Origin of the sequence: Steroidobacter sp. (genome assembly GCF_016790065.1) — a bacterium.
Taxonomy (GTDB): Bacteria; Pseudomonadota; Gammaproteobacteria; order Steroidobacterales; family Steroidobacteraceae; genus Steroidobacter.
The window spans coordinates 1-21,412 of sequence record NZ_JAEUPY010000645.1; the positions used below are offsets into that span (position 1 = coordinate 1).

General features: G+C 60.7%; 22 protein-coding genes. 5 read left to right on the forward strand and 17 right to left on the reverse strand.

Annotated features, from left to right (window positions below; all coding sequences use genetic code 11):
• Window positions 1–963, reverse strand: a 963-nt coding sequence (locus JNL55_RS26645; RefSeq protein WP_293861665.1) for an MFS transporter, incomplete at its 3' end; no start/stop codon positions are given.
• Window positions 964–1,158: 195 nt separating this feature from the next.
• Here JNL55_RS26645 and JNL55_RS26650 point away from each other — a divergent pair.
• Window positions 1,159–1,926 (forward strand): IclR family transcriptional regulator, encoded by a 768-nt coding sequence (locus JNL55_RS26650; protein WP_293861668.1) that lies wholly within the window; start codon window positions 1,159–1,161, stop codon window positions 1,924–1,926.
• Window positions 1,927–1,933: 7 nt separating this feature from the next.
• Here the strand turns inward: JNL55_RS26650 and JNL55_RS26655 are convergent, their stop codons facing one another.
• The 10 genes from JNL55_RS26655 to JNL55_RS26700 all read right to left on the reverse strand — a co-directional run bounded on the left by JNL55_RS26655 (window position 1,934) and on the right by JNL55_RS26700 (window position 10,781).
• The gene (locus tag JNL55_RS26655; protein ID WP_293861671.1) at window positions 1,934–2,260 is read right to left on the reverse strand and encodes a non-heme iron oxygenase ferredoxin subunit; all 327 of its coding nucleotides are present in this window, start codon (window positions 2,258–2,260) and stop codon (window positions 1,934–1,936) included.
• 11 nt (window positions 2,261–2,271) lie between these two features.
• Window positions 2,272–2,772 (reverse strand): aromatic-ring-hydroxylating dioxygenase subunit beta, encoded by a 501-nt coding sequence (locus tag JNL55_RS26660; RefSeq protein ID WP_293861674.1) that lies wholly within the window; start codon window positions 2,770–2,772, stop codon window positions 2,272–2,274.
• A complete protein-coding gene (locus tag JNL55_RS26665; RefSeq protein ID WP_293861677.1) occupies window positions 2,769–4,013 on the reverse strand; it encodes an aromatic ring-hydroxylating dioxygenase subunit alpha in 1,245 nt (414 codons plus the stop codon). Before JNL55_RS26665 ends, JNL55_RS26660 begins: the two co-directional genes overlap by 4 nt.
• Window positions 4,014–4,024: 11 nt before the next feature.
• Window positions 4,025–4,726 (reverse strand): fumarylacetoacetate hydrolase family protein, encoded by a 702-nt coding sequence (locus tag JNL55_RS26670; protein ID WP_293861680.1) that lies wholly within the window; start codon window positions 4,724–4,726, stop codon window positions 4,025–4,027.
• Complete coding sequence (gene gtdA / locus JNL55_RS26675; RefSeq protein ID WP_293861683.1) at window positions 4,723–5,772, reverse strand: gentisate 1,2-dioxygenase; 1,050 nt, start codon at window positions 5,770–5,772, stop codon at window positions 4,723–4,725. Before gtdA ends, JNL55_RS26670 begins: the two co-directional genes overlap by 4 nt.
• 155 nt (window positions 5,773–5,927) lie before the next feature.
• Window positions 5,928–6,503 carry an S-(hydroxymethyl)glutathione synthase gene (gene gfa, locus JNL55_RS26680; protein WP_293861686.1) on the reverse strand — a complete coding sequence of 192 codons (576 nt, stop codon included), beginning with the start codon at window positions 6,501–6,503 and terminating at the stop codon, window positions 5,928–5,930.
• Between the two features lie 44 nt (window positions 6,504–6,547).
• Window positions 6,548–7,657 carry an S-(hydroxymethyl)glutathione dehydrogenase/class III alcohol dehydrogenase gene (locus JNL55_RS26685; RefSeq protein ID WP_293861689.1) on the reverse strand — a complete coding sequence of 370 codons (1,110 nt, stop codon included), beginning with the start codon at window positions 7,655–7,657 and terminating at the stop codon, window positions 6,548–6,550.
• Complete coding sequence (locus tag JNL55_RS26690; protein ID WP_293861692.1) at window positions 7,654–8,580, reverse strand: substrate-binding domain-containing protein; 927 nt, start codon at window positions 8,578–8,580, stop codon at window positions 7,654–7,656. Before JNL55_RS26690 ends, JNL55_RS26685 begins: the two co-directional genes overlap by 4 nt.
• Complete coding sequence (locus tag JNL55_RS26695) at window positions 8,540–8,938, reverse strand: c-type cytochrome (protein ID WP_415923171.1); 399 nt, start codon at window positions 8,936–8,938, stop codon at window positions 8,540–8,542. Before JNL55_RS26695 ends, JNL55_RS26690 begins: the two co-directional genes overlap by 41 nt.
• 10 nt (window positions 8,939–8,948) lie before the next feature.
• Window positions 8,949–10,781, reverse strand: coding sequence for a methanol/ethanol family PQQ-dependent dehydrogenase (locus tag JNL55_RS26700; protein ID WP_322111054.1), 1,833 nt, complete (start codon window positions 10,779–10,781; stop codon window positions 8,949–8,951).
• Window positions 10,782–10,888: 107 nt separating this feature from the next.
• Between JNL55_RS26700 and JNL55_RS26705 the strand changes: the two genes are divergently transcribed.
• On the forward strand, window positions 10,889–11,299 hold the full coding sequence (locus JNL55_RS26705; protein WP_293861698.1) for a hypothetical protein: 411 nt from the start codon (window positions 10,889–10,891) through the stop codon (window positions 11,297–11,299).
• Window position 11,300: 1 nt separating this feature from the next.
• On the opposite strand, the gene JNL55_RS26710 is transcribed toward JNL55_RS26705, so the two are convergent.
• The gene (locus tag JNL55_RS26710; protein ID WP_293861701.1) at window positions 11,301–12,365 is read right to left on the reverse strand and encodes a cytochrome D1 domain-containing protein; all 1,065 of its coding nucleotides are present in this window, start codon (window positions 12,363–12,365) and stop codon (window positions 11,301–11,303) included.
• A 217-nt stretch (window positions 12,366–12,582) separates the two neighbouring features.
• Here JNL55_RS26710 and JNL55_RS26715 point away from each other — a divergent pair, with 217 nt between their 5' ends.
• Both JNL55_RS26715 and JNL55_RS26720 read left to right on the forward strand, forming a co-directional pair.
• Complete coding sequence (locus JNL55_RS26715; protein ID WP_293861704.1) at window positions 12,583–14,556, forward strand: sigma-54-dependent Fis family transcriptional regulator; 1,974 nt, start codon at window positions 12,583–12,585, stop codon at window positions 14,554–14,556.
• A gap of 36 nt (window positions 14,557–14,592) precedes the next feature.
• Window positions 14,593–17,094, forward strand: coding sequence for a TonB-dependent receptor (locus tag JNL55_RS26720; protein WP_293861707.1), 2,502 nt, complete (start codon window positions 14,593–14,595; stop codon window positions 17,092–17,094).
• Here JNL55_RS26720 and pqqE read toward each other — a convergent pair.
• From pqqE to pqqA, 5 genes are read right to left on the reverse strand one after another with little or no spacing between them, the layout of a single operon-like run.
• On the reverse strand, window positions 17,052–18,236 hold the full coding sequence (pqqE, locus tag JNL55_RS26725; RefSeq protein ID WP_293861710.1) for a pyrroloquinoline quinone biosynthesis protein PqqE: 1,185 nt from the start codon (window positions 18,234–18,236) through the stop codon (window positions 17,052–17,054). The two genes, JNL55_RS26720 and pqqE, sit on opposite strands and share 43 nt — an antisense overlap.
• Window positions 18,233–18,502: a pyrroloquinoline quinone biosynthesis peptide chaperone PqqD gene (gene pqqD / locus JNL55_RS26730; RefSeq protein WP_293861713.1), complete on the reverse strand. Its 270-nt coding sequence runs from the start codon at window positions 18,500–18,502 to the stop codon at window positions 18,233–18,235. The genes pqqE and pqqD overlap by 4 nt, the downstream gene beginning before the upstream one ends.
• Window positions 18,499–19,212, reverse strand: coding sequence for a pyrroloquinoline-quinone synthase PqqC (gene pqqC / locus JNL55_RS26735; RefSeq protein ID WP_293861716.1), 714 nt, complete (start codon window positions 19,210–19,212; stop codon window positions 18,499–18,501). Before pqqC ends, pqqD begins: the two co-directional genes overlap by 4 nt.
• A complete protein-coding gene (gene pqqB / locus JNL55_RS26740) occupies window positions 19,209–20,114 on the reverse strand; it encodes a pyrroloquinoline quinone biosynthesis protein PqqB (protein ID WP_293861719.1) in 906 nt (301 codons plus the stop codon). The genes pqqC and pqqB overlap by 4 nt, the downstream gene beginning before the upstream one ends.
• 51 nt (window positions 20,115–20,165) lie before the next feature.
• On the reverse strand, window positions 20,166–20,240 hold the full coding sequence (gene pqqA / locus JNL55_RS37530) for a pyrroloquinoline quinone precursor peptide PqqA (protein ID WP_415923172.1): 75 nt from the start codon (window positions 20,238–20,240) through the stop codon (window positions 20,166–20,168).
• Between the two features lie 204 nt (window positions 20,241–20,444).
• Here pqqA and JNL55_RS26745 point away from each other — a divergent pair.
• Window positions 20,445–21,412: histidine kinase (locus tag JNL55_RS26745; RefSeq protein ID WP_293861722.1), on the forward strand; the 968-nt coding region annotated here is incomplete at its 3' end.

The following is a 21,412-nucleotide window of genomic DNA, read 5'->3' on the forward strand; positions in this document are numbered from 1 at the left end:
CAGCACCAGAAAGATCTTCATCATCAAGAACGGTGCGTTGACGCCGTGTCGGGCATGCAAGCGGTCAGACACCGTTCCGGCGACCAACGGGCCCAGCAAGCCTGCAACCAACATCACCGGCCCGAACTTCGCACCTACTTCGGCGGGTCCCAATGAAAATGTGCGAGACAAAAACGTCGGCGCCCAGCTGACGAATCCATAGGCCAATCCAGCGATGGCCGCATAGGCAGCGAATGCGGGCACATACAAATGCGCCTTCCCTCGAATCGTGCTGAGGACTGCGGTGAAATTTGTGTCGGTGACAGCGGTCGAGCGCACCGGTTCGTGAACGAGCAACCGAACCGCGAGCGCCAGCAATAGACCCGGCAAGCCCACAACTACCAATGTGGTCTGCCACGGCAGCAACTCTCCCACGCCCGGCAACAGCAGCGGCCCCATCGCCTCGATACGTCGATACACGGCTCCGCCGATCAACAGAGCGATGCCACTACCGATGGCGCCACCCACGGTGTACACGCCCATCGCGCGGCCGAGCCGATCCCCTTTGAAACTGTCGCCGATGATTGAATAGGCGGCCGGCGTAAGCGCGGCCTCGCCAGCGCCAACGCCAACTCGTGCCGCGAGCAAGCCTACGAAGCCACGTGCCAAGCCACTGGCTGCCGTGCACAGCCCCCAAAACGCGATGGCCCAAGCAATCATATTGCGACGATTGACCCGGTCCGCGAGGCGCCCGAGCGGCACTCCCATGGTGGCGTAGAAGATGGCGAACGCCGAACCTTGCAACAGGCCGATCTGTACGTCACTCAGCGACAGGCTGTGCTTCATCGGCTCGACCAGCAGGCTGACGATCAAGCGATCCAGCAGCGAAAACACATAGCACACGCTCAGCACGATGACTGCCAACCACGCTCGCAGCGGAGTGGGCGGCCGAGCCAGATCGTTGCGGATGATTGCGCCTGACATGAGCCGATTAATCCATTACACAATTCGTTTGTCAAATGGTAATCGTGTTGTCCATTTGATAACCGCTGGCTGGTTGGAGTTTCGTTGCCCCTGGCCCGATAATGGCGCCCGCAACCACTGCCCCAGATGCGTATGACCCCCAAAAAAAGGAAAACCCCTGCTCCCAAGGAAAGTCGGCCCAAGGAAAGCCGGGGGGTGCAATCCATCGATGTCGGCCTGCGCATCCTGCAGGTCCTGGCCTCGCACGACAGCGCCCTGCCCCTGAAAACCATCAGCGAGTTGGTGGGCATGGCGCCGAGTAACGTGCACCGCTACCTGGCGAGCTTCGTTCGCTCCGGGCTGCTCAGACAGGATCAGGACACGGCGCGCTACGACTTGGGCCGGCTCGCTCTGCAAGTAGGCTTGTCGGCGCTGTCGCGATTGGATGTGATGGAACTGGCGCCGCGTGAATTGAAGCGCCTGGTGGCCGAGCACGGACTGTTGGGCGTCATCGTCATCTTCGGCGATCAAGGTGCCACCATCGTGCGCTTTCAGCAGTGCAGCCCGCCGATCACCATCTCGCTGGCGTTGGGCTCCATCGTGCCGACGTTGCGTTCGGCGTCGGGCCAGGTATTCGTGGCCTTCTTGCCCGAAGAGATCACACGGCATGTGGTTGAGCGCGAGCTCAAACTCAATGTGGGATACGACCTCGCTCCTTCCACACCACGCACGGCCGGCGAAGTCCGTCGGCTCGCGGAGAAAGTGCGCACCCAGTTCCATTCAGTCGTTGCGGTCGACGTGTCGCCAGGCATCCGCGCCATCGCCAGTCCGATCTTGAACACGCATGGCGAAGCAGTCGCCACCTTGTGCTTGATGGGCCCGGAGAAGCAGCTGGGCTCGAATCACCCAGCTTTGCACGCGCTGGTAAAAACCTGCGGTCAGTTGTCACGCGAGGCTGGCTACTCCGGCCACTGGCCCGAGTAACTTCGACTCACGCGGGCAGCTCGATGTAGATCTCGCCCTGCTCATCGACTTCCACGGCATAAGTCGCGAGCGGATCCTCCGCCGGCTCGCGCAGCACGGTGCCGCTGCGAATATCGAACGCCCCCTGATGCATGGGACATTCGATGGCATAGCCATCGAGAAAGCCATCGCATAGACGAGCCGCACCATGGGTGCAAATATTGTCGGTGGCGAACACCTGCGAATCGACACGGTATAGAGCGATCTCGCGGTCTTCCAACTCGACGGCAATACATTCGCCATCCGGAACATCTTGCAGACACGCGACTCTGCGTCGCGCCAGTGGGTTGCTCACTGCGTCTCCCGTCAAATCGGATAAATGATGGAGTTCGGGATCAACTCGCTGTCGAACACACAGCAGCGCTGCCGAAAGCGCCAGGCGCCCTGCTCCCGAACCAGCACGTCGATGTAACGGCCGGCGTTGAACACCTCGGACGGCTCGTTCTGTTTGGTGCGAACGACCACGTAGTTGGCTTCGGCACGAACCGTGTCGGCATCGCCGCCGGTAATGCGCACAGCACTCACGATGTGCCGCTGATAGTACGGCGCATGAAACAACGTCTGAGTGATCGCAACCACTCGATCGTGCAGCATCGCGCGACTCTCGAACGCAAGCGTCGCCAGCGGCAGGCCGCGGTCATGGTTCTCTCGCGGAATGACTTTATAGACGCAGTCCTCGGTGAAGAACTCCGGCCATTCCGAATAGCGACGCTCATCGATGCAGGCCGAATACTCGGCGTACAGCGCCTGGATCTCGTGCGCTAACAAGCAACGTTCGCTCAGAGTCAGTTCGGCGCGGGCGTTCATGCGTCCATGACCTGGCGATAGTAACGGTACATGCCGCGGATCAAGGTCTCGGTCACCATGTGATCGGTGTTGTGGACGTCGCGGCCGTCCAGCTCGCTGATCGCAGCCTGCTCGACATTCTGAGCCGCGCCTCGCTGCGCCATCTCGACGACTTCGCCATCGTCGGCGGACACATAGCCCGCCGGGCCGAACAGATTGGCCTGTCGTAACCGGCGGCGCGTCATCTCCGGCGTATCGTCGGCAAACCCGAAATGGGTCCAGACGAAGTCGAACACGCCTTCGCCCCGTGGCACGATGTGACGCGTCGATAGCGAATTCACCTGCTGCTGAATGATCAGCGACGGGAACAACGTCATCATCACCACCGTCGGCCCGTTCCAAAACTCTTCGGGCACCACGTCCAGCACGCGGTCATCGTTGAGCTTCATCTGTTCTTTGAAGCTGGACACGCCTTGGGTCACTTCGCTTTTGCCGCCGCTATTACGTCGGGACACCATGCATGCGTGCCTGCCGGTGGCATCCATCACCATCTTGGACTCTTGATCCGCCCGCCACAGACCGAACGTCACGAACCAAGTGTGTAGCAGTCCTGGGTGGTAGGGATCCTTGATGTTCTCCTGCATCAGCTTCCAGTTACCGGGAATGCGTTGGCGCGAATAGCCCAGCAGCGACAACGGCCGGCCGCTGAACACGCGATCGAAATAGCCGAGCACGTCCGGCCCGAGAAACGCCTCGAACGCCGGCACATCGTGATCGAAACTGGCGAATATCACCCCGCCGCGCGTTGCGACCTTGAGCCGGGTCAACCCATGTTCTTCGGTCTTGAAGTCCGCCGGCATGCCGCCTTGAACCACGCCGGAGCGCTTCACACCGCGACGGAACGGCAAGCCCATCAAGCGGCCGGTCAGGTCGTAGTTCCATTGGTGATAAGGACAAATGAACTCTTTCACCTGGCCGAAGTTTTCCTGACAGAACTGCACGCCGCGATGGGCGCAGCGGTTCTCCACCACGTGTACGCTGTTGTCGTGATTGCGAACCACGATGACCGAGCGCTCGCCGATCCAGCTGCGCTTGAAATCGCCGGGCTTGGGAATTTCCACTTCCAACCCGACGTAGCACCAGTGGCCGCGATAAAAGAATCTCTGCAGCTCCTGCTCGTAGGCTCTCGGGTCGCAGTACACATCGAACGGAACACGACTGAAACTGTCGCCTCGCCAAGGAATTTCCACGCGTGCGTTCATGTATCTGACTCCTACGAGCCGATGCGAATGCGAAGGTCGCCGATGCCTTCGATGCTTCCGTGCAGCCGGTCACCAGCGACGACGGCACCCACACCGGCTGGCGTACCGGTAAACAACAAGTCGCCCGGTTCGAGAGCATCGAGCGCCGAGAGATGACTGATGCACTCGGCCACCGACCAGATCAGCTCGGACAAGTCGGCGCGTTGCTTGACCTGATCATTCACGGTCAGGGAGATCGCACCGCTGCTCGGATGGCCGAGCTTGGTCACGTCATGCAGCGGTCCGATGGGCGCAGAGTAGGCAAACGACTTGCCCATCTCCCACGGCCGCCCCGCGTCGCGTGCAGCAAGCTGCACATCTCGGCGAGTCATGTCCAAGCCAACGGCATAAGCGCACACATGACGCAGCGCTTGTTCGACGCTCACGTTCTCGGCGCGCGAGCCGATGGCTGCGACCAGCTCGATCTCATGGTGATAATTTTTGGTTTGCGACGGATAAGGAATGCTGACTTCGCTGCCGTTCACCGCCACGATGGACGTGGCCGGCTTCATGAAGAAAAACGGCGGCTCGCGATCCGGATCCTTGCCCATCTCACGCGCGTGCGCGGCGTAGTTGCGCCCCACGCAGTAAACCCGACGCACCGGAAATAGACTGCTCGATCCCACGATTGGCAAGGTCACAAGCGCAGGTTGAATATCCAAGAAATAGCTCATGCAATGCGCTCCTCGCGCCACAATCCCAAAGCTTGTTGTACCGGCCGCTCGGAGAAGCTGAAAACCACCGCTTCGCTCGGCGATGACAGGCGATGTGCAATCCAGCTCGGCACAGTGAATACGTCACGCGCGGCGAACTCGAACGACCAGTCATCGGTATCGATGCGGCCTTCGCCTTCGAGACAGCAGAAGATCCGACTGTCGGTGGCCCGATACGGTCGGCCTTTGAAGCCCGGCGGCAACAACTGCACGCAGGCGCCGATGGTCGGAATGGGGGCCGCACCCGTGGTGGGATTCAAGAAACGCAGGCCATGGCCATGATGCGGATCGACCGACGCTCCCCGACTCACCTTGGTCAAGGTCTCGCGTGTCTGTGCATACGGATAATTGAAGATGGGCGACGCGCCGACGCGCGGTGGCGTGTAATCCATCGGCGCAAGATTGCCGCCGAAGCGCGCGTTCGCATCGCCTTCGGGACGCGTTACCGGATGGGTGTCGTCGGGATATTTTTCGGCAAAGCCGGCATCCAGGAAACGCAGCAGCGGAATGTCCAAACCGTCCAGCCACACCACCGGCTGGTCGCCCGGGTTGCCGTGATCGTGCCAGGTCATCGACGGCGTGATGATGAAGTCGCCCGGTCGCATGACGGTGCGTTCGCCATCGACCGCCGTGTACGCTCCCTCACCTTCTAACACCAAGCGCAATGCCGACTGAGTGTGTCGATGACTCGGCGCCACTTCACCCGGCAACAGCAGCTGCAAGCCTGCGTATAAGGTCTGCGTCAGGCACGAGTGGCCTCGCAGCGCAGGGTTCTCGAAAATCAACACGCGGCGTTCGGCTTCCTTAGCACCGATCAAACGCCCCGCTTCCATCAAGTAAGGCCGCACCTCGTCGTAGTGCCACCCCACGGTGGCGCAAGGACTGCGAGGAGACTGCGGTACCAGCGAGTGCAGCACCTCCCACAAAGGCGTGAGATGACTGGCGCCGATGCGCGCATAGAAGGCCTGACGCTCGGACTGGGTATTGCCTGGTGCGGAGGACAGCATCCCGCAACCGTAGTCTTGGGCCGGCAGCCACTCAACACGTCTGCGAAATAGCCAGTATTCCGTTTATGAATGCGAGCCGGCACTCACCGGAGCCAAGACGCCGCGAGCCCCAGCTTACGCGGCGTCTTGATCGAGCTGCAGCGACAGTGAAGTCGCTAGGCCGCCAACAATCCCTTGGACTTGGCGACGTGAGTGGAGATCGCATCCATCAACGGCGGCGACAGACAATCGTAAGGCGCCAGCTTTAGCTCTGTCAGCCGTGCGCGCACCGCGCCCATGTTGTCCGGCTTGGCGCCCGACTCGATGATGGACGAAACGAAAGCAGCGAACTCCGGTGCCGCCCAGCCTTTCTCGCTGGACAATTCCGTGTGCACGAAATCCAGCCCGAAGAATGGATGGTCCTTCTTCTCGATGCGCCCATACATGTGTACGCCGCAGCCGGTGCAGGCATAGCGCTGAATGACCGCCGACGGATCGACGATCTTGAGCTTCTGCGCGTTCTCGGTGACTTTGAGTTTGTCGCGCGAAATCACCGCGACCATCGAGAACAGCGAGCCATCGGGCTTCCAGCACTTGGTACAGCCACACACATGATTGAAGGCCACGTCGCCGTCGAGCTTGACCTTGACTGGATTGTCTTTGCATTTGCAGCTCAAGGTGCCGCCCGCAAAGCCGCTCTTACCGGCCTGAACGCCGCCATCCACGGACGGATGAATCGCGAGACTACTCATGGTTGTTCCCCCAAAGGTTGACAGCACTATCGTTGACGGACCGCCTAAAAGATCGCGACGCTACGAATCGACTCACCCTTGTGCATCAGATCGAACGCGTCGTTGATACGTTCGATGGGCAGCTGGTGGGTGATCAACTCATCGATCTTGATCTTGCCCTCCATATACCAGTCGACGATCTTGGGCACGTCGGTGCGGCCGCGCGCGCCGCCGAACGCCGTGCCCTTCCACACACGGCCCGTCACCAGCTGGAACGGCCGCGTCCGGATTTCCTGCCCCGCGCCCGCCACGCCGATGATCACGCTTTCGCCCCAACCGCGATGGCAACACTCCAGCGCCTGGCGCATCAGATCGACATTGCCCACGCATTCGAAACTGTAGTCGGCACCGCCATCGGTGAGGTTCACCAAATGCGGCACCAGTTCGCCCTCGACTTCTTTGGGGTTCACGAAATGAGTCATGCCGAACGCTTCGGCGAGCTGCACGCGGCGCGGATTGATGTCCACGCCGATGATCTTGTTGGCGCCGGCCAGGCGTGCGCCTTGGATCACGTTCAAGCCGATGCCGCCCAGACCGAACACGACCACATTGGCGCCGGGTTCGACCTTAGCCGTGTTGATCACAGCGCCGATGCCTGTGGTCACACCGCAGCCGATGTAGCAAACCTTGTCGAACGGTGCGTCCTCGCGAATCTTGGCGAGCGCGATCTCCGGCATCACGGTGAAATTCGCGAACGTCGAGCAGCCCATATAGTGATGCACCATCTGGCTGCCGATGGAAAAGCGACTGGTGCCGTCGGGCATCACACCTTTTCCTTGCGTCGCTCGGATGGCCGTGCACAGATTGGTCTTACGCGACAGGCATGACTTGCATTGCCGACACTCGGGCGTGTACAGCGGAATGACGTGATCGCCTTTACGCAGCGTGGTCACGCCCGGCCCGACATCGACCACGATGCCCGCGCCTTCGTGACCGAAGATCGCCGGGAACAATCCTTCCGGATCGGCGCCGGAACGCGTGAACTCGTCAGTGTGACAAACCCCAGTGGCTTTGATCTCGACCAACACTTCGCCGGCACGCGGCCCATCCAGATCGACCGTCGTGACTTCGAGCGGTTTGCCTGCGGCATAAGCAACGGCGGCTTTGACTTTCATGAACCGTTCTCCCGGCGAGCTTGTTTGACTTTGCCACTGGCGTCGAGCAGCGGCACCCGATAGCTGCTCAGGATCTGATCGATCCTGGTTTGGTGCGCGCCGATCCAGGCGTCCAGTTGGCTTTGCCATTCCTTTTCGCCGAAGCGCACACCCATGGCGATCTCATAATCGAACTTGATGGCCGGATCGGGCAGGAACGGCACGCTCTGCCACGCCGGCGCAGCGTTACGACGTTGCACCAGAAAGCCGGCAATCGGTCCCCAGACGATGGCTGCATCGATCTTGCCGGACGCCAGATCGTTCTCGATGGTGTGCGCCGGATTCTCCGCAGGGTCACCGCTCTGCGGCGCGTACATCACTGCCTGCTCGAGTAGATTGTTACGTAACAACCAATCGGCGCCGGGCGAGCGGCCGAACACACCGATATGCAGCTTGGCCAGTTGCTCGCGAGGCAACTTCAACAAGTCATCAGCGGTTTGCACATCCTTCCAACCGTCGTGCTCCGCAAACACCAGCGCATACGTCGAATGCATGTACGGGCGCGTGGTCGCAGTCAGTTCATACCCTTTGGGCACGCCGATGATCACGTCGCATTTGAATTCTTTGGTGGCAGCGTCGCGTTGTTTGAGCGTGTTGCGCACGAAACCCATGCGTTGCGGAAAGAACGTGTATTCGACGCGCCTGCCTAGATCGCGCGCCAACTCTTCGGCAATCTTGTTTTCATAGCCCTCGCCGCGCCGATTGGACAACGGCAGGTTGTCCGGATCGGCGCAGACACGAAGTATCGATTCGGATTGATCGGCTACGGCCGCGCTGCCTGCCGACAGCGCGACACCAGCCAGCCCCATGCAGATCGATATGGCCGCGCTCAGACGCAAGCGGTTACTCGATCGGCGCGAGACGACCAGGCTGGATCTTGCCATCGGAGCGACCTTTCAAGTACGCGTACAGCCCTTCCCAGTTTTTGTTCACCATGTCGCTGGTACTGAATGGCGGCATGCCCTTCTCGGGTCGGCCGTTCATGATGACGGTGTGGAAGTCCTCCTTGGACAGCACCTTCAACGAGTTCACCAGCGAGGGTCCGACCAGGCCTTCCTGTTCAGCACCGTGGCAGCGCTCGCAAGCGAGCGCGCGCCACGTCTTCCATCCCATCAAAGTTTTCGGATCGACTTTACTGCCGTCTTGTACCTGGTAGAGGGCCGCATCGCCGGCGGGTGCGTCATCTGCATTCGCGCACACACCGACGATGCTGGCTGCCAGGAGCACTGTCACCCACCTCATGATTGCGGGTTCACTGCAACGCTGTGGTGGCAGAGGAAGTACTGTCGGGCAGTCCGAAGATGAATAGCGAACCACCCAGTGTGGTGTACTTCGCCAGGTCCTTGTAACCGCCCACCGCACCCAAGCCTTCGGTGGATTCGGTCAGACCGGCCGCCATGCCGATGCCTGCCCAACCGCCGATGCCCGAGTACACACCGACATATTGTTTGCCGCCGTACTCATAGGCGAACACGTTGCCGATGATTCCGGACGGGGTCTTGAACTTCCACAGTTCCTTACCGTCTTTGGTGGACACGGCTTTGATATAGCCTTCCAGCGTGCCGTAGAACACGATGTCGCCCGCCGTGGTGAGCGCACCCGACCACACCGAGAAACGCTCGGGCTTGGACCAGACGATCTTGCCTTGAGCCGCATCCCAGGCAATGAAGTTGCCCATGCCACCGTGACTGCCCGGCGTCGGATACATGGTCAACGTCGCACCGACGTACGGCTGACCCGCTGTGTACTCGACTTGGAACGGTTCATACGTCATGCAGACATGATTGGTCGGCACGAGAATGAGGCCGCTCTTGCGGTCGTAGCTCGCCGGTTGTTGATCCTTGCTGCCGAGCGCCGCCGGGCAGATGTCTTTCACATTCACATCCGGGCCGGTGGTCCCCGGTGAATATTTCTTATCGACTATGGGCCGGCCGGTCTTCATATCGACTTTCGAGGCCCAGTTCACTTTCGGATCGAACTTCTCGGCCACCAGCAACTCGCCGGTCTCGCGATTCAAGGTGTAACCGAAGCCGTTGCGATCGAAGTGCACCAGCGACGGTGTCTTCTTGCCCTTGATGTCCAGATCCACCAGCAGGTTTTCATTGACGCCGTCGAAATCCCATTCGTCGTGCGGGGTCATTTGATAGACCCACTTGGCCACGCCGGTATTCAGATCGCGCCCGAACAAGGTCATGGACCATTTGTTGTCGCCGGGGCGCTGCGATGGATTCCACGTGCCCGGATTACCGCTGCCGTAATAGACCATGTTCAATTTCGGATCGTAGGCATACCAGCCCCACGTGGTGCCGCCGCCCAATTTCCATTGATCGCCCTTCCAGGACTTGAGCGAGGAGTCGGCGCCGACCGGTGCCATCTTGCCGTTGGTCCAGGTCATGGTCTTGACCGGATCCAGCAACATTTCTTTGTCCGGGCCGACGCTGTAGGCAGTCCACAGCTTCTTGCCGCTGTTCAAGTCATAAGCGATCAAGCGACCGCGCACGCCGAACTCACCGCCGGAGATACCGGTGATGACGACTTCTTTGAAGACGTGCGGCGCGTTGGTATTGGTCTCGCCGATCTTGGGATCGCCGTTCTTGGCGGTCCAAGCGACTTTGCCGGTGTTGGCATCGAGTGCCACCAGAGTGGTGTCCGCCTGTTGCAGCAGGATCTTGCCACCGCCAAACGCCAGACCGCGGTTGACAGTGTCACAGCACATCACTGGTACCACTGCCGCATCTTGCTTGGGCTCATACTTCCATTTGTAAGATTGGTCCTTCAGATTGATGGCGTACACGTTGTTCGGAAACGGCGTGTGGATATACATGGTGTCGCCGATCACCAAGGGCGAGCCCTCGTGGCCGCGTAACACGCCAGTGGACATGGTCCATGCAACCTGCATGCGGCCGACATTGCCCGCATTGATCTGTTTGAGCTCGCTATATCGATGATTGGCATAGTCGCCGGCCTGGGCGGCCCAGTTCGACGATTTGGCCATTGCCTGTTCAAGATCCGTGGCCGCAGCCATTCCCGCCGTAACGGTGGACGTGGCAGCCACCAGCAGGACCCAGCGATGCTGAAGTTTCATGTGCAATCCCCCGAGACTGACCGAAATTTCTTGTTGATGGCGGTTGGCACAGGGCGTACACAAGGCACACCGGACACCAACTTCACTCCACCTCCTGCGAGGCGCCCATGACGATGCAACGCCTGTGCCACCGTTCCATTTTCGGGACACTCTGTGTTGGCACAATCTGTTCAGCGACACTGGTGTTGTTGTCCGGCACAGCGAACAGTGGTGAGCCGCCGCCGCCCACTCATTACTATCCAACGCAGGCGCGCGTCGAATATGTGAATGAATGCATCGCCAACCACGACGACAGTCTGGCGAATGTCTATCAGTGCTCGTGCACCATCGATCGGCTGGCCGACAGCTTGAGTTACGACGACTTCGTTTCGTCCATTACCTTTGCCCGATATGCCGGCCTGCCGGGCGAAGGCGGCGGCTTGTTTCGCGATTCGGAACAAGCACGTGCCACCGCTAAACGCTTCCGCCTGCTGGAGACGGAAGCGCAGCGTGCGTGCGGTTTGAAGGTGAAAACCTGAATCAGCGCGGCGGCGCCGGCCCGATCACGATGCCCCACGGCGAGCGGCCGACGGGAATGGTCTTCACCGTGGTCAGGCTGGTTGTGTCCACGACGCTCACATCGTTGGAAGGCCCGTTGGCGGTATACAAGTAGCGTCCGTCGGCCGACAGCGCGATTCCCCAAGGACGTTTGCCTACCGCAATCTCCTTGAGCAACGCCGGCGTTTGTTTCATATCGACCACGGCCACCGTGCCGCCACGGCCGGTGCTCAAATACAAGCGGTTACGCCGGGAATCCAGCAACACCGCCATGGGCTTGGCCGCCTCGCCCAACTTCAACACTCGCTCCACCGGCTCGCCGCCCGGCACTGAGATTCTATAGAGAGAGGAATCGAGCTCGCCGGACACATACGCCACGTCGCCTTTGGGCGTGAATGCCATGTCTCGAGGGCGTTTCCCCACCGGCACTGTATGCACCACCTTCAAGGTCGTGGTGTCGATGACGGACACCGAGCTATCCGATTCGTTGGTGACCAGCACCCAGCGACCGTTTGGTGTCAGCGCGACGCCTTCAGGTTCCAGTCCGACCTTGACGTGCGCCACCACTTTGCCGGCGTCGACATCTACTACCGAGAGCAAGCCGACATCTTCGTTGGCCACGTAAAGGCGCTTGCCGTCGTTACTCATCGCGAACTGTTCAGGATCCGAGCCCGCGGCCAGGACCTTGATAACTTTGCGTAAAGCGGTGTCCACCACAGCGATGCCGTCGGCTTTCAGATCGCGCTCCAATTTGGCGCACTCTTCGTCCGGCACGGTCGGCGGACATTTCGCCAGGCCACTCACGGCCACGAACAAGCGCGAGCCATCCTGAGACAACTTCAGCCCGCGCGGCCGCTTACCTACATCGATGTCGCCGAGACTGGTGTTGTTGCCAACGTCCAGCACCGACACGGTATGGCCGTCTTCGTTGGAAACATAGGCGCGCCCACCCGCTGCGCTGGTGTCGGCCGCCGCAACCTCAAATATATATCCGTAAACACCGAATAGAATCACTACGACGAGTGGCCGCCAAACTACAGAGCGCATGAGTCCCCCTTGAATTCATCACAGAGTCAACGAGCAAGCCATATGCCACAGATTAGGTAACGCGGTTAAACTAACTCGGGCTGGCAACAGCGATCACTGCAATTGAATGCGGTGAAGAAATGAAATCCGCGGCAAGTGTGTCAGGGGGCGAGACAAAGCGTGACAGTGTCACGGGACAGTTGACACACTGCCGCAACAAGGACCCCAAGGAGAATTCATGGACGCAACTGCAGTGCATGCGGGAAATGTGCTCGAGTTCGTTCTGGAACCGAAGGCGTCCACGCCCGGTCCCCCTTTGACTCTGCACCCCGCCATCGCCGGCTCCTGGCGTCGTTGTGCCATCGACTATTCACTGGATCCCGGCCGGCGCACGTTCTCGCCCACCGTGATCGATGCCGCCGTGCTCGCCGAACGGCTGGTGCAACATGCCGATCTGTTACAAATCGCCGCTGCCGAAATCGACTGGCTGTACGAACACATCGCCGGCTCCGGCTACGCGCTGGTGCTCACCGATGCCGCCGGCATCGTGCTTTACGAAAAAACCGACGCCACCTTGGTCGATGTGTTCCGCTCGGCCGGCCTGACCATCGGCGCGGATTGGAGCGAGCGCCAGGAAGGCACCAACGGTATCGGCACCTGTATTGCCGAAAATCGGCCGGTGATCGTGTATCGCGAGGAACATTTTCGCTCGTGTCACATCGGCCTGTCGTGTTCGGGCGCGCCGATCCGCGATCCCTCCGGCAAGCTGCTCGCGGTCCTCGATGCATCGACCCTCAACGCCCGCGACACCCGAGCCAGCCTGGCGCACACCATGGCGTTGGTCAGCCTGTCGGCACAACTCATAGAAAAGTGTCTGTTCCTGCAACACTTCCAAAGCGAGACGGTATTCCGCTTCCACGCGCGTCCCGAGTTCGTCAACTTACAGCATAGCGGCGCCATCGCCGTGGCTAACGACGGCAGCGTGGTCGCTGTGGACGAGACGGCACTGTGGTTACTGCGCGCCAAGAACCGAGCCGCGCTGGTCGGCCGCGGCATCGAGGAAATCTTCGATGTCAGCGCCGCCGAGCTGATCGAACCGGACTACCGAGGCCAGACCTCGCTGCGCCCGGTGCGCGACATGCAGTTCGGCCGTCATTTCTTTCTGAGCCTGGACCAGGAAACCGGCACCGGCCGGACCGCGGTCATCGCCAACACGTCGCGCGAAATTCTGCAGCTGGCACCGGCGATATCTCGTAAAGCCTGTCTCACGCTCGAAGATCTCGCCGGTGAAGATCCCCAGATGGGCAGGAACATCCGAAGCGCGCGTCGTATCGCTTCATCGCGGGTGCCGGTGATGATTCAAGGCGCGACCGGCGCCGGCAAAGAGATGTTTGCACGAGCTTTGCATACTGCCAGTGATCGAGCGGCCCGCCCGTTCGTCGCGTTGAACTGTGCCGCCATTCCCGAGACGCTCATCGAGAGCGAGCTGTTCGGATATGCGCCGGGCGCGTTCACCGGCGCACGCAAGAGCGGGATGAAAGGCAAGATTCTGCAGTCGTCCGGCGGCACCTTGTTCCTCGATGAAATCGGCGACATGCAGTTGAGCTTGCAAACGCGTCTGTTACGCGTGCTGGAGGAGCAGGAAGTGATGCCGTTGGGAACCGACACGCCGATCCAAGTGGACTTGCGGGTGATGTGCGCCTCACATCAAAACCTGCGGGCCATGATCGCGCGCGGCACGTTCCGGGAAGATCTCTACTATCGACTCAACGGCATCACCATCGAGTTACCGTCCCTGGCCCAGCGCGCTGATAAGGAACGCCTGATCCGCGAGTTCTTCGCCACCGAGAGTTGCGACGGCCGGCCGGTGTCCATCGAGATGGACGCCTTCCAACGGCTGCTCGATTACAGCTGGCCCGGTAACGTGCGCGAGCTGCGCAATGTGATCCGGACCATCCTGGCGATTTGCGACAGCGACGTGATCCGCATGGTCGACCTGCCCAGCGAAGTGCGCCTTTGCCAGAGTCGCTGCGACGACGGCGTCGACGCCACACCCTCCATTGAACGCGACGCATTGGTCCAATGCATTCGGGATTGCGACGGCAACATGTCCCGCGCCGCCGAGCGACTGGGTGTCAGCCGTAACACTTTGTACCGTCGTTGCAAGCGGCTCGACATTCCGTTGCAGCACTCGCGCGGCGGCATCATCTAAATCAAGCACAACACCAAGGATGGAAGGAGTCGGGGGATGCGATTAGCACAATCTTCCACGGCCACCGCCGTGACGACCATCATTGCCTTCAGCTCGCTGACGGGCCTGGCGCAAGCCGACGAAACCATCGACACCGTCACCGTCATCGGCGTCACGCCGCTGACCGGCGCACAGATCGACCGGAATCGTGTACCAGCTCCGGTACAAACTGCCACGTCGCGTGACATCGATCGCTCGCATGCATTGGATCTGACGGCGTTTCTGAATCGCCGCGTCGGCAGCGTCTATGTCAACGACGTCCAGAACAACGCGCTCCAGCCTGACATCAATTATCGCGGTTACACCGCTTCGCCACTGCTCGGCACACCGCAGGGCCTATCGGTGTATCTGGATGGCATGCGACTCAATCAACCGTTCGGCGACGTGGTCAGTTGGGACTTGCTGCCGCGTGAAGCGCTGGCGTCCATGACCTTGATCCCCGGCTCCAATCCGGTGTTCGGCGCCAATACGCTCGGCGGCGCACTCGCGCTGGAGACCAAGAACGGTTACACCTATCCCGGCTATGGCGTGGAAGTGAACTATGGTTCCGACCGACGCCGACGAGTCTCGCTGACCGCAGCCTCGCACACCGACAACGGCTTGCACTGGTTCGCCACCGGCAATGAGTTGCGCGACGACGGCTGGCGCGATGACTCCCCCACCAAAGCGAAGCAGCTGTTTGCGAAGGTGGGCTGGCGTAACGACGCGACTGACGTTTCGCTAAGCGGTTCCTACGCCGACACCAACCTCACCGGTAACGGCTTGCAGGACGTGCAACTCCTGCGCAGCGACTACGCCAGCGTCTACACCAAGCCGGACCAGACCGACAACGAGTCGTACCTGTTCAACCTGGTGGTGACTCACAAGCTGAGCGATCGAGTCGCGTTGTCCGCCAATGCGCATTATCGGAACATCGAAACCCGCACCTTCAACGGCGACATCAACGACGACGCGCTCGGCGAAGCGCTCTATCAACCCAACGCGGACGAACGTGAAGCGCTCGAAGAGGCTGGCTACACCGGTTTTCCATTGAGCGGCGAAACTCAAGCCAACACGCCGTTTCCGTCGTGGCGCTGTATCGCCAACGTGCTGCTCAACGACGAGCCGAACGAGAAATGTAATGGCCTGATCAATCGCACACAGACGCGCCAGCACGAGGCCGGCGTCTCGCTACAAGCCTCCCTCACCGCGCCGCTGGCATCGTTGAGCAACCAATTGATCGTCGGCGTCTCGGGTTTGAAGAGCAACGCCAAGTTCTCACAGTCCTCGCAGTTCGGCTACTTGCTGAGCGATCGAGGCATCGCCGGTGTCGAAGGCCCGGGCATGTTCGCCGACGGCACTCAGGAATCCGAGAACGCGTTCGATTCGCGCGTCGCTCTGGATGGCGACGTGACTTCGGGCAGCGTGTACTTCACCGACACGGTCGGATTGACTCGCAGTACTCACCTCACCTTGTCGGGCCGTTACGATCGCACCACCGTCGATAACGTCGACGACATCACCGAGGCCGGCGAACCCGGCTCGCTCACGGCGAAACACACTTTCAGCCGATTCAATCCCGCGCTGGGCGTGACGTTCAATCCGAACGAGGCGATCTCCGGGTATGTCGGTTACACCGAAGGCAGCCGCGCACCGTCGTCCATCGAACTGGGCTGCGCCGACCCGGAGAATCCTTGCCGCTTGCCCAATGCGATGGCAGGCGATCCGCCGCTCGATCAAGTCGTGACACGTACACTCGAAGCAGGCGCACGCGGCGTCATGGCCAAGCGCGTTGCATGGAACCTTGGCGTGTTCCGCGCCGACAATCGCGACGACATTCTGTTCGTCGCCGACGATGCGGCAGGCTTTGGCTACTTCAAGAACTTCGGTAAGACGCGTCGACAAGGCATCGAGGCCGGTCTGTCGAGCCAGCTCGGGCCCGTCTACGCCGGCGTCAACTACACGCTGCTCGAAGCCACCTATCGGAGCAGCGAGGAAGTGCTTGGCGAAGGTAACAGTAGTAACGAAGAAGGCCCGGGCTTCGAAGGCACCATCGACATCGAACCCGGCGATCGGATTCCGCTGACGCCGCGCCACATCTTCAAAGCCTTCGCCGGTTGGGATGTGACCGAACAGATCTCGGTCAATCTGGATCTGATCAACATCGGCAGCTCTTATGCACGCGGCAACGAGAACAACGAGCATCAGGCCGAGGCGCCCTTCTATCTCGGGCCTGGCGAGATCGGCGGTTACACCGTCGTCAATCTGGGCGTGGAATATCGCCCACTGCAGGCGCTACAGGTCTATGCGCAAGTCAACAATCTGCTGGATCGCGAGTACTACACCGGCGCGCAGCTCGGCTCGACCGGCTTCAATGAGAATGGTGCTTTCGTGGCCAGACCGTTCGCCGGCCCCATCGTGGACGGTGAGCGTCCGCTGCTGGGTTCGACTTTCTTGGCACCCGGTGCGCCGCGCACCTATTGGCTGGGGGCGAGATTCTCGTTCGCCGACAAACGCTGACTGTCGATCAACGAGCGCGACACTTCGCGCTTACGAAATATCAATGGCGCTTCAGGCGGCCGGGTTTGTTGTGCCCGGTCGACTGCGGCCAGCACTACCAGATGATGCGGACTCTTGGCACAGACCGGGTCCGCGGCCGCAGCGTCTTGTGCGAGCAAATAGGCCTGGCAACGGCAGCCGCCCAAATCTTTATCGCGCTCCTCGCAACTGGCACACGGTTCCTTCATCCAGCCTTGGCCACGAAACCGATTGAACGCAGCCGACTCGAACCACACCTCGCGCATGCTTTGCCGTCGCACGTTGGGAAAATCAATGCCGGGCAGCATCTTCGCCGTGTGACACGGTAACGCGGTACCGTCAGGCGTCACCACCGCAAGGGTGGTACCCCAGCCGTTCGCGCAGCGCTTGGGACGCTGCTCGTAAAAATCCGGTACGACGTAGAAGATCCGCATCTTTCCCTGCAGACGCGCACGCCACTGGTTGGTGATTCGTTCGGCGCGTTCCAACTGGGCTCGCGACGGCAGCAGATGCTCGCGATTCAGATGCGCCCACGAGTAATACTGAGTGTTGGCCAGCTCCAGATAATCGGCGCCCATGCGCACGGCCATATCGATGATAGTGTCCAGATGATCGATGTTGAGCCGGTGAATCACACAGTTGAGCACCATGGGATAACCGCTCGACTTGATCCACTCGGCACAGCGCTGCTTCAGCTCGAACGTGCGCGTGTGCGACAGGAAATCGTTGAGCTCGCGCGTAGAGTCCTGAAACGAGAGTTGAATGTGGTCCAGACCAGCGCGCTTCAGCTCGGCCAGGCGTTCGCGCGTCAAGCCGACACCGGAAGTGATCAGATTGGAGTAATAGCCCAGCTGCCTCGCTTCGGCCGCAATCTCTTCTACATCGTCCCGCATCAGCGGCTCACCGCCCGACAGGCCTAGTTGCACTGAACCGAGCGCGCGCGCCTCACGCAAGACACGCAGCCATTCCGCCGTGGTCAACTCATTGTCAACCGCAGCGAAGTCCACCGGGTTGTAACAAAACACACATTGCAGCGGACAACGATAAGTGAGTTCGAACAATAGCCACAACGGCGGACCGACGGCCGTCGAGGGACCCGGCGATAACGGGGGTGCCGGGTTCATGGCGGCGCGCCGATCCAGCCCTGAGCGGTGGCGAGTTCGAGAAAGTGCACGACTTCATCGCGCAGGCCGTTGCGCTTAAAGGCAGTTTCCAGATCTTCCACGATGGCATCGACGTTACGCACACCGTCGCAACGGCGCAGAATCTCCGCGGCGCTGGTGTTCAACTTCACCATGCCTTCGGGATACAGCAGCACGTAGGCCTTCTGCACGTCCTCCCATTGCAGCCGAATGCCGGCGCGAATGCTGGGACAGTCGGCCGGCGTCATGGCTGCACGCCATAGTGCTGAGCCATGGCGTCGTTCATCGCCCACAGCACATCGAGCTTGAACTTGAGCACTTCGAGCGCGCGTTGCTGCTGTTCGCGAGTCCTGAAGTAATCCAGCGTCACGGCCAAGCCATGATTCACATCGCGCTGAGCCAGCGACATGCGGCTGCGGAAGTACTGCAGTCCCAGCTGATCGATCCAGGGATAATGCTCCGGCCAGGACGCGAGCCGTTGCCGGTGAATGTCCGGCGCGAACAGCTCGGTCAGCGACGAACAAACCGCCTCTTGCCAAGGCGCCTGACGAGCGAAGTTCACATAGGCGTCGACCGCGAAGCGTACGCCTGGGATCAGCCGATTCAGTCCCGTCACTTGGTCGCGTTCCAGACCGACCGCTTCGGCGAGTCGCAACCAGGCCTCGATGCCGCCCGCATCGTCGCCGTGACCGTCGTGATCCAGAATGCGCTCGACCCACTTCCGCCGCACCTCGCGATCGGGGCAGTTCGCCAGAATGGCGGCATCCTTGCGAGGAATAGCGATCTGATAATAAAAACGATTGGCCACCCAGCCCTGGATCTGTTCGCGGCTGGCGGTGCCGGTGTTCAGCATCACGTTGAACGGATGATAGATGTGATACGCACGGCCCTGTTCGCGCAGCTTCTGTTCGAAGGTGGTCGCATCCCACGCGCAGTCCAGCTGAGTCGCGGCATTCACAGAACGATCTCCATCCCGTCGTACGACACTTCGATACGGTGCTCAGTCAGCTTGGCGCGCTCGGCTGAGTCTTCGACCAGGATCGGATTGGTGTTGTTGATATGAATCAACACCCGACGAGTACCGGTCGGCAGCCGATCCAGCCAGTCGATCATGCCGCCGGATTGAGTGAGATGCCCCATGTCGGCCGCGCGCTTGCGCGAGACACCCAATTGAATCAGCTCGTCGTCGGTCCAGAACGTGCCGTCGACCAGCACGCAATGGGCACTGCTCATTAACTCGAACAACCACGCATCCACACGAGCCACGCCCGGTGCATAACACAGCCGCTTGCCGGTACGCCGATCTTCGACCAGCAGTCCGATGACATCACCCGATTGCGGTTCGCGCTTCGAATACGGCGGAGGCCGACCAGGCAAGCCGATGGCCTGCCAACGCAGCTCATCGCTACCCTCCACCGAGAACCATTCGCCGATGTCGATGCGCTGTCGAGCCACGCCGCAATAGCGCTGCAAGACCTGAAGAATGGGATTGGCCTCGGTGAGATCGGCGAACACACTGTCGGTACACCACAGCGGCCAGGGCTGGGGACTCTCGCGGAGCATCAACAGACCGGTGGTGTGATCGATCTGTGCATCGGTCAGCACGATGTTACGAATGCCGGTATCGCGAGCCGCTCGCGCCGGCTGCAGCTGCGGATTGGCCTGCAGCTGGGTCAGGATATCGGGAGAGGCATTGACCAGCGTCCAGCCCGCCGCATCGTCGCCGCGGATCGCAATGGAAGATTGGGTGCGCGCCCGGACATTGGGCTGTCGGCTGCGTACCGCCTGACAATTACGGCAGTTGCAGTTCCATTGAGGAAAGCCCCCGCCCGCGGCGGCGCCTAGAATTCGGATATGCATCCAGTCAGGCGAGGCCCCGGACGCTCCGGCCAGCCCCGCCCTCCACCGCGCTTAGCGGTGATCGGCGTACATGGTGATTTCCATGCCCAGACGCAGATCGATGGCCACAGGTGTTTCCCAGATCATGACGACTCCTGATTCCCGTTGGGCTGATGCAAGTTCGGGTCTGAACGACCCAGACCACCATGCCGGCTCGGCGCCCCAACTGGCGAGGCTGCAATCATGAATCTGCGCTCATGATTTTCATGAGTGCGAGATTTGCTGATATGTCGGCATACTGGCCGTCATACTGATCTGAATATTGGCCCCTCGCGCCACACGGAAGGGACTTTGAAACTCCGTAGCCACGTCAATCTGATCGTCGCCAGTCTCAGCGCCGCGCTGGTCATCCTGGCGGCCTGGCTGCAGTTCGACGGCACGCGCCGAGCGGTCCGAGAAGAAATCGCCGGGGCCAATACCGTCGCCACCCAGCTGCTGGCCCGGATCGTTGCCGATCTGGATCAGGGCGACGACAGTTTCCTGCTTGCCTTTCTGCAACAACTCGGCCGGGTGCGAGCGCATGAGATCACGTTGCTCACCGCCGACGGCAAAGTGAGTTACAGCTCCCCGCCTTCCCCATACAAGGCCGGCCGCGAAGCTCCCGACTGGTTCGCCTCCCTGATCCTGTCCAAACCACCGCTACATATATTCAGGTTGGCGAGCGGCAGCGAAGTACGCGTCGAAGCCAATGCCTCGCGCGCCATTCTGGATGGCTGGGACGATCTCACTCAGCTCATGTTGTTCGGCGGCATCGCGTTCGCCGTGCTCAACGTGGCCGTGTTCTGGTTGGTCGGCCGGGCCATCGCCCCCTGGCCGGCCATCGTCGATGGACTCACCCATATCGAACGCGGCGACCTGCGTCATCGCCTGCCGACGTTGAAAGGTCACGAAGCTCACATGATGGGCGCGACCTTCAATCGCATGGCGGCCTCTCTGGAAGATAAGTTGCTCAGCGATCGCAAGGCGTTCGAAGCCGAACAACGGCTGCAGCAACGTCGCGAGCTGGATGGGCTCATCGAGCAGCGACTGGACGAAGAACGTCGCCTGATCGCACGCGAGCTGCACGACGAGTTTGCGCAATCGGTCACCGCGATTCGCAGCTTCGCGGTAGTGATTGCCAATCAGCATCCTGCCGAGTCGCACACCGCCGAGGTCGCACGCCTCATCTCCACCGAAGCGGCGCGACTGTACGATTCCATGCACGGACTCATCCCTCGCCTGGCACCACTCAATCTGGATAGCTTGAGCCTGGCCGAAAC

Bases quoted from the DNA above. Each gene is read 5' to 3' on its own strand.
- JNL55_RS26665 (WP_293861677.1), bottom strand. From the start codon at position 4,013: ATGAACGCACGCGTGGAAATTCCTTGGCGAGGCGACAGTTTCAGTCGT.
- JNL55_RS26690 (WP_293861692.1), bottom strand. From the start codon at position 8,580: ATGGCAAGATCCAGCCTGGTCGTCTCGCGCCGATCGAGTAACCGCTTG.
- pqqD (WP_293861713.1), bottom strand. From the start codon at position 18,502: ATGACGCCGGCCGACTGTCCCAGCATTCGCGCCGGCATTCGGCTGCAA.
- JNL55_RS26715 (WP_293861704.1), top strand. From the start codon at position 12,583: ATGGACGCAACTGCAGTGCATGCGGGAAATGTGCTCGAGTTCGTTCTG.
- JNL55_RS26695 (WP_415923171.1), bottom strand. From the start codon at position 8,938: ATGAGGTGGGTGACAGTGCTCCTGGCAGCCAGCATCGTCGGTGTGTGC.
- gtdA (WP_293861683.1), bottom strand. From the start codon at position 5,772: ATGCTGTCCTCCGCACCAGGCAATACCCAGTCCGAGCGTCAGGCCTTC.
- JNL55_RS26660 (WP_293861674.1), bottom strand. From the start codon at position 2,772: ATGAACGCCCGCGCCGAACTGACTCTGAGCGAACGTTGCTTGTTAGCG.
- JNL55_RS26705 (WP_293861698.1), top strand. From the start codon at position 10,889: ATGACGATGCAACGCCTGTGCCACCGTTCCATTTTCGGGACACTCTGT.
- JNL55_RS26710 (WP_293861701.1), bottom strand. From the start codon at position 12,365: ATGCGCTCTGTAGTTTGGCGGCCACTCGTCGTAGTGATTCTATTCGGT.
- pqqE (WP_293861710.1), bottom strand. From the start codon at position 18,236: ATGAACCCGGCACCCCCGTTATCGCCGGGTCCCTCGACGGCCGTCGGT.
- gfa (WP_293861686.1), bottom strand. From the start codon at position 6,503: ATGAGTAGTCTCGCGATTCATCCGTCCGTGGATGGCGGCGTTCAGGCC.
- JNL55_RS26720 (WP_293861707.1), top strand. From the start codon at position 14,593: ATGCGATTAGCACAATCTTCCACGGCCACCGCCGTGACGACCATCATT.
- JNL55_RS26685 (WP_293861689.1), bottom strand. From the start codon at position 7,657: ATGAAAGTCAAAGCCGCCGTTGCTTATGCCGCAGGCAAACCGCTCGAA.
- JNL55_RS26670 (WP_293861680.1), bottom strand. From the start codon at position 4,726: ATGAGCTATTTCTTGGATATTCAACCTGCGCTTGTGACCTTGCCAATC.
- pqqB (WP_293861719.1), bottom strand. From the start codon at position 20,114: ATGCATATCCGAATTCTAGGCGCCGCCGCGGGCGGGGGCTTTCCTCAA.
- JNL55_RS26700 (WP_322111054.1), bottom strand. From the start codon at position 10,781: ATGAAACTTCAGCATCGCTGGGTCCTGCTGGTGGCTGCCACGTCCACC.